At 69.1% G+C, this 9,856-nt stretch carries 9 protein-coding genes; 8 read left to right on the forward strand and 1 reads right to left on the reverse strand.

Annotated elements, in window-relative coordinates; all coding sequences use genetic code 11:
* The 8 genes from ACFU99_RS20390 to ACFU99_RS20425 all read left to right on the forward strand — a co-directional run.
* A partial coding sequence (locus ACFU99_RS20390) for an enhanced serine sensitivity protein SseB C-terminal domain-containing protein (protein WP_384393929.1) occupies positions 1-348 on the forward strand: 348 nt, incomplete at its 5' end.
* Between the two features lie 236 nt (positions 349-584).
* Entirely contained in the window at positions 585-1,343 is a 759-nt protein-coding gene (locus tag ACFU99_RS20395; protein WP_384393951.1) for an enhanced serine sensitivity protein SseB C-terminal domain-containing protein, read from the forward strand.
* Between the two features lie 293 nt (positions 1,344-1,636).
* On the forward strand, positions 1,637-2,635 hold the full coding sequence (locus ACFU99_RS20400) for an ABC transporter permease (RefSeq protein WP_384393931.1): 999 nt from the start codon (positions 1,637-1,639) through the stop codon (positions 2,633-2,635).
* A 197-nt stretch (positions 2,636-2,832) separates the two neighbouring features.
* Positions 2,833-4,599, forward strand: a complete 1,767-nt coding sequence (locus ACFU99_RS20405) for an ABC transporter substrate-binding protein (RefSeq protein ID WP_384393934.1) — start codon at positions 2,833-2,835, stop codon at positions 4,597-4,599.
* A gap of 127 nt (positions 4,600-4,726) precedes the next feature.
* Complete coding sequence (locus tag ACFU99_RS20410) at positions 4,727-5,725, forward strand: ABC transporter permease (protein ID WP_384393936.1); 999 nt, start codon at positions 4,727-4,729, stop codon at positions 5,723-5,725.
* Positions 5,722-6,819, forward strand: coding sequence for an ABC transporter ATP-binding protein (locus ACFU99_RS20415; RefSeq protein ID WP_384393939.1), 1,098 nt, complete (start codon positions 5,722-5,724; stop codon positions 6,817-6,819). The genes ACFU99_RS20410 and ACFU99_RS20415 overlap by 4 nt, the downstream gene beginning before the upstream one ends.
* Before the next feature lie 11 nt (positions 6,820-6,830).
* Positions 6,831-7,946: an ABC transporter ATP-binding protein gene (locus ACFU99_RS20420; RefSeq protein WP_384393942.1), complete on the forward strand. Its 1,116-nt coding sequence runs from the start codon at positions 6,831-6,833 to the stop codon at positions 7,944-7,946.
* Positions 7,947-8,087: 141 nt separating this feature from the next.
* Positions 8,088-9,491 (forward strand): M1 family metallopeptidase, encoded by a 1,404-nt coding sequence (locus ACFU99_RS20425; protein ID WP_384393945.1) that lies wholly within the window; start codon positions 8,088-8,090, stop codon positions 9,489-9,491.
* An 84-nt stretch (positions 9,492-9,575) separates the two neighbouring features.
* Here the strand turns inward: ACFU99_RS20425 and ACFU99_RS20430 are convergent.
* Positions 9,576-9,856: TRIC cation channel family protein (locus tag ACFU99_RS20430; RefSeq protein ID WP_384393948.1), on the reverse strand; the 281-nt coding region annotated here is incomplete at its 5' end.

Here is a 9,856-nt window from a genome sequence, read left to right on the forward strand (position 1 = left end):
GGCCCCGCCACCGGCGGCCGGGTCCGGCTCTACGAACCCGACTGGCAGGACGAGCCCGTCGACTTCCTCGCCGCCGCCGGGCTGGAGTTCGCCGCCGCCGGACGGGTGCGGACCGCCCGGCGCGCCCTGGCCCGCGTCGAGACCCAGGACCCGGCGCTGTTCGTCGGCGTCGAGCTCGACCTGCCCGACGACGAGGGCCGCACCGCCGCCGTCGACGCCCTTGGGCGCGCGCTGCACACGGTTCCGGTGCCCTGGCCCGTACAGATGGTGTTCCTCGACCTCGCGCAGGACCCGGTCGGGGAGTGGCTGACCGAGCGCGTCCGGCCGTTCTACGACCGTGACCTGTGACGCGCGGACCGTGGCGGATCCTCGTCGGAGCCGGCGCTCGATTCCTCGTCGGAGCCGGCGCCCGGTCTCCGGCCGGGGATATGACACGGGCGCTGACCCACGGCAGGGCGGTACGGGCTCGTAAGCTGGTGGGATGACCGGGCGGGGCGCACTGGCGCGCCCCGGGGCGGTGCCGAGACGGCCGAGGGAAAGGGCGGACCCAGGTGAGCGCGGGCGCGGAGAGCGGCGTGGAGCAGATGCTGCGCCAAGTGGCGCCCGGCCGGTACGACGCCTACGAGGCGCTGCTGCACGCCATTGCCGACGGCCAGGTGTGGATGCTGCTCTGGCACGGCCGGGCCGGCTCGCCCGACGCCCAGTACGGGAACATGGAGATCGACGGCCTCGGCTACGCGCCGTGCGTGACCTCCGCCCCCGAGCTCGCCGCCAGCGGCTGGAACCGCGCCCATGAGGTGGTCGGCGGGCGCGCCATCGCCGCCTCCCTCTTTCCCGACCGCTGGGGCCTGTGGCTCAATCCGCACGCGCCGGGCGGCGGCGTCGGCATCCCCTGGCTCGATCTGCGGCGCATCGCCGGCGGCCTGGAGCGGCTGCCCGCCGGTCCGCTGCGGCTGAGCGAACCGGCCATCGAGATCGACCATTTCTATGCCCTACTGGGGCAGAACGCGCACCGTACTCCCGTGGTCAGGGCGCTGCGCCGGGCCTGGGTGCAACCCGCGCTGGGCGCGCCGTATCTGGCCATCGGCCTCGATCTGTACGACACGTCCCAGCCGGCCGTCGACTCGGTGCGGCTGATGATGCAGCAGTCGGTGGGCGTGGTGCCGGAGGGGCTGCCGGTGTCGACGGTGTCGATGTCGGACGAGTACGACCCCGTTGCGATGTGGATGCGGGCCAATACGCGGCCGTTCTTCGACCGTGACGCGTACGGCGCCGGGGCGCCCGCGCCCACAGCCGGTTACGGCTACCCGCCGCCGCAAGGCCGCCAGGCCGGAGCGTACTGACACCAACTGGACAAACAGTCCTTCCAGTTACTGATCCGCTCACGGATCACGACTGTCCGTATAACGGAACCTCTCTATACACATCACGGTTGCGCATCCATTGCCGGTCAGGTCTGGCGGGTGATCGCGGGCCCGTTGAAGACTCCCCGAAACAAGCAGAGTCGGTCCTGTGTACGACCTGCTCGCGTGAACTTCCCGCGCCTTCAGCACCATTCGCAGCACCAGATGTGAACCAAGCCGCGTCGGCGGCAGCGTGGGCCGGCTATTGCCGGTCGAGAGGGGTCCCCCAGACGATGACGGCACCAATGCACGACACGAGCGCGGCCGAGACCGCCGCCGTCGATGTCGCGGCCGGCGTCCCGGCGAAAGCCATCGAGGGCCGTTCCCCGTGGCGTATCGCCTGGGTGCGGCTCAAGCGTGACAAGCTGGCCCTGGCCGGCGGAGTAGTCGTGCTGCTGCTCATCCTGGTCGCGGTGTTCGCGCCGCTGATCGTGGATCTGCTCGGGCATCCGCCGAACAACTTCCACGAGGACCAGATCGACCCGCTCTTCGGCACCCCCAAGGGCTCCTGGGGCGGCATCAACTCCGACTTCATCTTCGGAGTCGAGCCCGTCAACGGCCGCGACGTCTTCAGCCGCGTGGTCTACGGCGCCCGCGTCTCGCTGCTCGTGGCGTTCTTCGCGGCCGTCGTCGCCGTCGTCGTCGGCACGGTCTTCGGCATCATCGCCGGCTACTTCGGCGGCTGGGTCGACGCCATCATCAGCCGCGTCATGGACATCCTGCTGGCCTTTCCGCAGCTGCTCTTCATCATCGCGCTGGTCTCCGTGGTGCCGAACTCCATCTGGGGTTTCACCGGTTCGGGCGTGCGGATGGGCGTGCTGATCGTGGTGATCGGATTCTTCGGCTGGCCGTACGTGGGCCGCATCGTGCGAGGTCAGACCCTGTCGCTCAGAGAGCGCGAGTACGTGGAGGCGGCGCGCAGCCTGGGCGCCGGACGCGCGTACATCCTGTTCCGTGAGCTGCTGCCCAACCTGGTGGCGCCGATCACCGTGTACGCCACGCTGATGATCCCCACCAACGTGCTCACCGAGGCCGCCCTCAGTTTCCTCGGCGCCGGCGTCAAGCAGCCGACCTCCTCCTGGGGGCAGATGCTCTCCGCGGCCGTGAACACCTACGAAGCCGACCCGATGTTCATGATCATTCCGGGTCTGGCCATCTTCATCACCGTGCTGGCCTTCAACCTCTTCGGCGACGGCGTACGGGACGCGCTCGACCCGAAGGGCTCGCGCTGACCTGCGCGAAGCGCCGTCGGGCCGAGGGCCCGAGGCACCCAGAACCCCACAGCAGTACCCCGCAGTACCCCCGAGCAGCACCCCGCAGCAGTACCCACGACGGCTCCGGCGAACCGCACCACTGATTCCTCGTCAGGAGCTCACCCCCGAACCACCGGTCCGATCCGGGCCGAGAATCTCACGGAGGTCGCGACAACGTGACAACTCATCGCATTCCGAGGCGCAGACTGGCCGCCGGATCGGCCTTCGTGGTCGCGGCGTTGGTCTCCACCACCGCCTGCGGCGGGGGCGGCGGCTCCAGCGACAGCTCCAAGGCCCCCGGCTTCAACGCGGCCGTCGGCAAGGTCGCCAGCACGTCCGCCAAGAAGGGCGGCGAGCTGAAGTTCATCGGCACGCAGGACGCCGACTCCTGGGACCCGCAGCGCGGCTACTACGGATTCATGTGGGACTTCGCGCGCTACTACACGCGCACCCTGGTGACCCCCAAGCCCGCGCCGGGCGCCGCCAGCTCCGAGCTCGTCCCGGACATGGCCACGGACACCGGCCAGATCTCGGCGGACAAGAAGACCTACACCTTCAAGCTCCGCCCCGACCTGACCTGGGAGGACGGCAAGCCCGTCACCAGCCAGGACATCAAGTACGGCATCGAGCGCACCTGGGCCAAGGAAAAGATCACCGGCGGTCCCACCTGGGTCCAGCAGGTCCTCGACCCGGATCTGGACTACAAGGGCCCGTACAAGGACACCAGCAAGGACAAGCTGGGCCTGAAGCAGATCGAGACGCCGGACGCGAACACCATCGTCTTCAAGCTCCCCCAGCCCAACGGCGACTTCCTCCAGATGCTGGCGCTGCCCGCCGCGGCCCCGGTCCGTCAGGACAAGGACACCGGCGAGAAGTACGGCCTCAAGCCGTTCTCCAGCGGCCCGTACAAGTTCCAGTCCTACACGCCCAACAAGGGCCTGGAGCTGGTCCGCAACGACAAGTGGAAGCAGTCCTCGGACCCCGTCCGCAAGGCGCTGCCGGACAAGGTCTCGGTCAAGCTCACCACCAACGCCGACGACATGGACAACAAGCTCATCGCCGGCGAGTACGACATCGACATCAACGCGACCGGCATGGGTTCGGCGGGCCGCCAGAAGGCGCTCCAGGCCCACAAGGGCAACGTCGACAACCCGCAGACCGGTTTCATCCGTTACGCGGCATTCCCCAAGACGGTCAAGCCGTTCGACAACATCCACTGCCGCAAGGCGGTCATCTACGCGGCCGACCACACCTCGCTCCAGACCGCGCGCGGCGGCCCGATGGCCGGTGGCGACCTCGGCACCAGCATGCTGCCGCCGGCGGTCAAGGGCTACGACCCGAAGTTCGACCCGTACAACATCAAGGCGGGCAAGCCGGACCTGGCCAAGGCCAAGGACGAGCTGAAGCAGTGCGACCAGCCGAACGGCTTCACCACCACGATCGCGGTGCGCAACAACAAGCCGCCGGAGGTCGCCACCGCCACGTCGCTCCAGGCGTCGCTGGCCAAGGTCGGCATCAAGGCCCAGATCGACGAGTACGACGGCGCCCAGTACGCGGGCATCATCGGCTCCCCCGAGAACGTCAAGCGCAAGAACTACGGCATCATCATCCAGGGCTGGGGCTCCGACTTCCCCAGCGGCCAGGGCTTCCTCCAGCCCATCTCGGACGGCAAGTTCATCCAGCCGACCGGTAACCAGAACTACCCGCTGCTGGACGACCCCGAGGTCAACAAGTTCTTCGACCAGGGCAACGTCGAGACCGACCCGGCCAAGGCCGCCGCGTTCTACGAGAAGGCCAACGAGAAGGTCATGAACGACGCCTGGTATCTGCCGTTCACCTACGAGAAGAACGTCATCTGGCGCTCCTCGCGACTGACCAACATCTACACGGCGGACTCCTACAACGGCCGCTACGACTACGCCTCGCTGGGCGTCACCAAGTGATCGTCCGTCCGCTCCACCGGCACACCCGCCGCTAGGCCCGAAGGGCAGGTGAGGGCCGCGCGTGGTGGTCCGGAAGCCCCTCCGACCATGGGGAGGAGGGGCCCCGGGCCACCGCCGGCCGACCGCAGTGTTCGCTTATATCGTCCGGCGGCTGATCGCCGTCATCGTGATGTTGCTGATAGTCATCCTGGTGACCTTCGGCATTTTCTTCGCGGTTCCGAAGCTCACCGGAACCGACCCCGCCACGCTCTTCGTGGGCAAGCAGGCGGACCCCGCGGCCATCGAGGGCATTCGGCAGAAGCTCGGTCTCAGCGACCCGATCTTCGTGCAGTTCTGGCACTTCGTCAGCGGCATCTTCGCGGGCCGCGACTACACCAGCGACGGTGACGTCGTGCACTGCGCCGCACCCTGCTTCGGCTACTCCTTCCGCACCGAGCAGGCCGTCTGGCCGGTGCTCCAGGACCGCCTGCCCGTCACCATGCAGCTCGCCGCCGGTGCCTGCGTGCTCTGGCTCCTCGGCGGCGTCGCCACCGGCATCCTCTCCGCCCTCAAGCGCGGCACCGCCGTGGACCGCTCGGCCATGACCGTCGCCCTCGCCGGCGTCTCGCTGCCCATCTACTTCACCGGCCTGGTGTCGCTGGCGATCTTCTCGTACGGACTGGGCTGGGTGAAGGGCGACTACACACCCATCGCCGACGACCCGCTGGCGTGGTTCCGCGAGATGATCCTGCCCTGGGTCACCCTCGCGTTCCTCTACGCCGCCATGTACGCCCGGCTCACCAGAGCCACCATGCTGGAAATCCTCGGCGAGGACTACATCCGCACCGCCCGCGCCAAGGGCCTGCGAGAACCCGTGGTCATCGGCAAGCACGCGCTCCGTTCCACGATGACGCCGATCCTCACCATCCTCGGCCTGGACCTCGGCGCCGTCCTCGGCGGCGCGGTCCTCACCGAGACCACCTTCAACCTGCCCGGCCTCGGCCAGGCCGCGGTGAAGGCGATCAGCGACAAGGACCTGCCGCTGATCCTCGGCGTGACGCTCATCGCGGCCTCCGCGGTGGTCATCGCCAACCTCGTCGTGGACCTGCTGTACGCCGTGATCGACCCGCGAGTGAGGCTCACGTGAGCGACCTGACCAGGAGCGGCGCCGTCGGCGAGCCCGTACCCGCCGACTCCGCCGCGCCCAGCGCCTTCCTCGAAGTGCGCGACCTGCGCATCCACTTCCCCACCGAGGACGGCATCGTCAAGTCCGTCGACGGGCTCTCCTTCCAGCTGGAGCGGGGCAAGACGCTCGGCATCGTCGGCGAGTCCGGCTCCGGCAAGTCGGTGACCTCGCTGGGGATCATGGGCCTGCACACCGTCGGCCAGTACGGGCGCGGCAAGGCCCGGATCTCCGGCGAGCTGTGGCTGGACGGCAAGGAGCTGCTGACCGCCGACCCGGACGAGGTCCGGCGGCTGCGCGGCCGCGAGATGGCGATGATCTTCCAGGACCCGCTGTCCGCGATGCACCCCTACTACACCATCGGCCAGCAGATCGTCGAGGCGTACCGGGTCCACAACGACGTCGACAAGAAGACCGCCCGCAAGCGCGCCGTCGAACTGCTCGACCGGGTCGGCATCCCGCAGCCCGACAAGCGGGTCGACGATTACCCGCACCAGTTCTCCGGCGGCATGCGGCAGCGCGCGATGATCGCGATGGCGCTCGTCAACAACCCCGAACTGCTCATCGCCGACGAGCCGACGACCGCCCTCGACGTCACCGTCCAGGCGCAGATCCTCGACCTCATCCGCGACCTCCAGAAGGAGTTCGGCTCCGCGGTCATCATCATCACCCACGACCTCGGCGTCGTCGCCGAGCTGGCCGACGACATCCTCGTGATGTACGGGGGCCGGTGCGTGGAACGCGGCCCCGCCGAGAAGGTCTTCTACGAGCCGCAGCACCCCTACACCTGGGGCCTGCTGGGCTCGATGCCGCGCATCGACCGCGACCAGACCGAGCGGCTGATCCCGGTGAAGGGCTCCCCGCCCAGCCTCATCAACGTGCCCTCCGGCTGCGCCTTCAACCCGCGCTGCCCGTACGCGGACGTCCCCAAGGACGGCATCACCCGCACCGAGCGGCCGGAGCTGCGGCAGGTCGCCGAGGGGCACCACTCGGCCTGCCACATGTCGCAGGAGGAGCGGACGCGGATCTGGACCGAAGAGATTGCGCCCAAGCTGTGAAGGACGACGCCGTGCCGGAAAAAGAGCTGACGACCCCGAAGCCGAAGGCGGACCCCTCCGCGGAGCCGCTGCTCAAGGTCGAGGGCCTGGTCAAGCACTTCCCGATCACCAAGGGGCTGCTGCGCCGCCAGGTCGGCGCGGTGCAGGCCGTGGACGGCCTCACCTTCGACGTGCTGCCGGGGGAGACCCTGGGCGTGGTGGGCGAGTCGGGCTGCGGCAAGTCGACCATGGGCCGGCTGATCACCCGGCTGCTCGAACCCACCGGCGGCAAGGTGGAGTTCGAGGGCAAGGACATCACGCACCTCGGCGTCGGCGGTATGCGCCCGATGCGCCGCGATGTGCAGATGATCTTCCAGGACCCGTACTCCTCGCTGAACCCGCGCCACACCGTCGGCACGATCGTCAGCGCGCCGTACAAGCTCCAGGGCATCACCCCGGAGGGCGGCGTCAAGCAGGCGGTGCAGGCGACGCTGGAGCGCGTCGGCCTCAACCCCGAGCACTACAACCGCTATCCGCACGAATTCTCCGGCGGCCAGCGGCAGCGCATCGGCATCGCCCGCGCGCTCGCGCTCAGCCCCAAGCTGGTGGTCGCCGACGAGCCGGTCTCCGCGCTGGACGTCTCCATCCAGGCGCAGGTCGTCAACCTCCTGGACGACCTCCAGCAGGAGCTGGGCCTGACGTACGTGATCATCGCCCACGACCTGTCGGTGATCCGGCACGTCTCGGACCGGATCGCGGTCATGTACCTCGGCAAGATCGTGGAGCTGACCGACCGCAAGTCGCTGTACGAGTCGCCGATGCACCCCTATACGACCGCGCTGCTCTCCGCGGTGCCGGTGCCGGACCCGCGGCGGAAGGCGGCCAAGAGCGGGCGCATCCTGCTCAAGGGCGACGTGCCCTCGCCGATCAACCCGCCGTCCGGCTGCCGGTTCCGCACCCGGTGCTGGAAGGCCACGGACATCTGCTCGACGGAGGAGCCGCCGCTGCTGGCGCTCAAGACGGGGCACCGGGTGGCCTGCCACCACCCGGAGAACGCGCCGGACCAGGCACCGGGCAGCACGGAGAAGCTGCCCTCGGCGTCGGACGCGGCCTCTTCGACGACTCCGAAGGACGGGGAGCCGAAGTAGGACCCTGGGCGGAAGGGCTGGTGTGCGGCCAACTGCCCTGTAATTCATGACAAGTTGGTAAAGCCGTGCGCATGGCGGTACGGGAGAGTGCAGAGTTCGGCGCGTCTGCTCCATTGGGCTCACGCGTTCGAAGGGACAGCTATGGCACTCTCCCGTTCGACCAGGCTCCTCGCCCTCGCCACCGCGGCGGCCTCCGCCTGGGTGATCTCAGCGGCCCCCGCCCCCTCGCCCGGCGCGCCGGGCGTCGGGGACCCGTACTTCCCGCAGCTCGGCAACGGCGGCTACGACGTCAGGCACTACGCCCTCGACGTCAAGTACAACCCCGACTCGGGCCGGCTCGACGGCCGTACGACCGTCACCGCGCGAGCGGCCAAGAACCTCTCGTCCTTCGACCTCGACCTCCAGAAGCTGGAGGTCACGGCCGTCGAAGTGAACGGCAGACGGGCCGACTTCAGCCGGTCCGGGGACGAAATCAAGATCACGCCCAAGAGCTATCTGCGCAAGGGCCACACCTTCGACGTCACCGTCGTCTACGGCGGTGTGCCGCAGCCGCTCAGCGGCCCCATCGTCTTCGGCTCCGACTACGGCTGGATGAAGACGAAGGACGGCGTCTTCGTCGCGTGTGAGCCGAACGCGGCCTCCACCTGGTTCCCCTCCAGCGACCACCCCTCCGACAAGGCGACCTTCGACATCCGCATCAAGGCCCCCAAGGGCCTGACCGGCGTCTCCAACGGGCGGCTGGTCTCGACGCGGGACGAGGGCTCCGACACCGTCAGCCACTGGCGCGAGAACCGCCCGATGGCGACGTACCTGGCCACCGCCACGATCGGGAAGTTCGACGTGAAGACCGGGAAGACGCCCGGCGGCACGCCGATCTACGTGGCGATCGACCCGGTGCTCCAGAATTCCGGGCAGGTCGACGTGTACGGCCTGACCAGCGAGATCACCGACTACTGGGCCACGGTCTTCGGCCCGTACCCCTTCGAGGAGACCGGCGCGATCGTCGACGACATGCCGCAGGCGGGCTTCTCGCTGGAGACCCAGTCCAAGCCGATCTACTCGGCGATCCGCAGCGAGAACACCATCGCCCACGAGCTGGCCCACCAGTGGTTCGGCGACTCGGTGTCGGTCGCGCAGTGGAAGGACATCTGGCTCAACGAGGGCTTCGCCACGTACGCGTCGTGGCTGTGGAACGAGCACAAGGGGCGGGGCTCGGCGCATGACGCGTTCATCGCCGCGTACAACCGCTACCCGGCCGGTGACAAGTTCTGGACGACGGTCGTCGCGGACCCGCAGCGCGACACGATGTTCGCGAACGCGGTCTACCAGCGGGGCGCGATGGCGCTCCAGGCGCTGCGGGAGCGGATCGGGGACAAGGCGTTCTTCAAGCTGCTGCCCGCGTGGACGAAGGAGAATCGATACGGCAACGCGGAGATCGACGACTTCGTGGACCTGGCGGAGGAGATCTCGGGCAAGTCGCTGGACGGGCTCTTCGAGACGTGGATCCACCAGCCGAGCAAGCCGGCTTCGCCGAGCGCGTCGTAGGGCGTTGAAGTAAGCCGGGCCCCGCCCCTGGAGGGGTGAGGCCCGGCGGGACCGGGGACGGTACGGGGCGCCGGTTGGCGCCGGTCAGGTCCGGCGCGGCCGGGGCAGGTGCAGCCCGAAGTACATGGCCCCCATGCGCAGCGCGAAGACGACCCCCGCGGAGACCACCGCCGCGGGGGTGGCCGCGGCCCCGGCCCGGTCGAGCAGGAGGTAGCACAGGGCCCCGGCCAGGGCGGCGGTCGCGTACACGTCCTCGCGCAGCAGGAGCGGCGGGAACTCGCCGCACAGCACGTCGCGGATGACCTCGCCGGCGACGCCGGTCAGCACGGACAGGATGAGGACCGCGACGGGGGTCGCGCCCGCGC

The sequence above is a fragment of the Streptomyces sp. NPDC057654 genome, from assembly GCF_042800135.1.
GTDB lineage: Bacteria > Actinomycetota > Actinomycetes > Streptomycetales > Streptomycetaceae > Streptomyces.

Coding starts and splice junctions, on each gene's coding strand:
- ACFU99_RS20400 (WP_384393931.1), top strand. CDS start 1,637: ATGACGGCACCAATGCACGACACGAGCGCGGCCGAGACCGCCGCCGTC.
- ACFU99_RS20395 (WP_384393951.1), top strand. CDS start 585: ATGCTGCGCCAAGTGGCGCCCGGCCGGTACGACGCCTACGAGGCGCTG.
- ACFU99_RS20425 (WP_384393945.1), top strand. CDS start 8,088: ATGGCACTCTCCCGTTCGACCAGGCTCCTCGCCCTCGCCACCGCGGCG.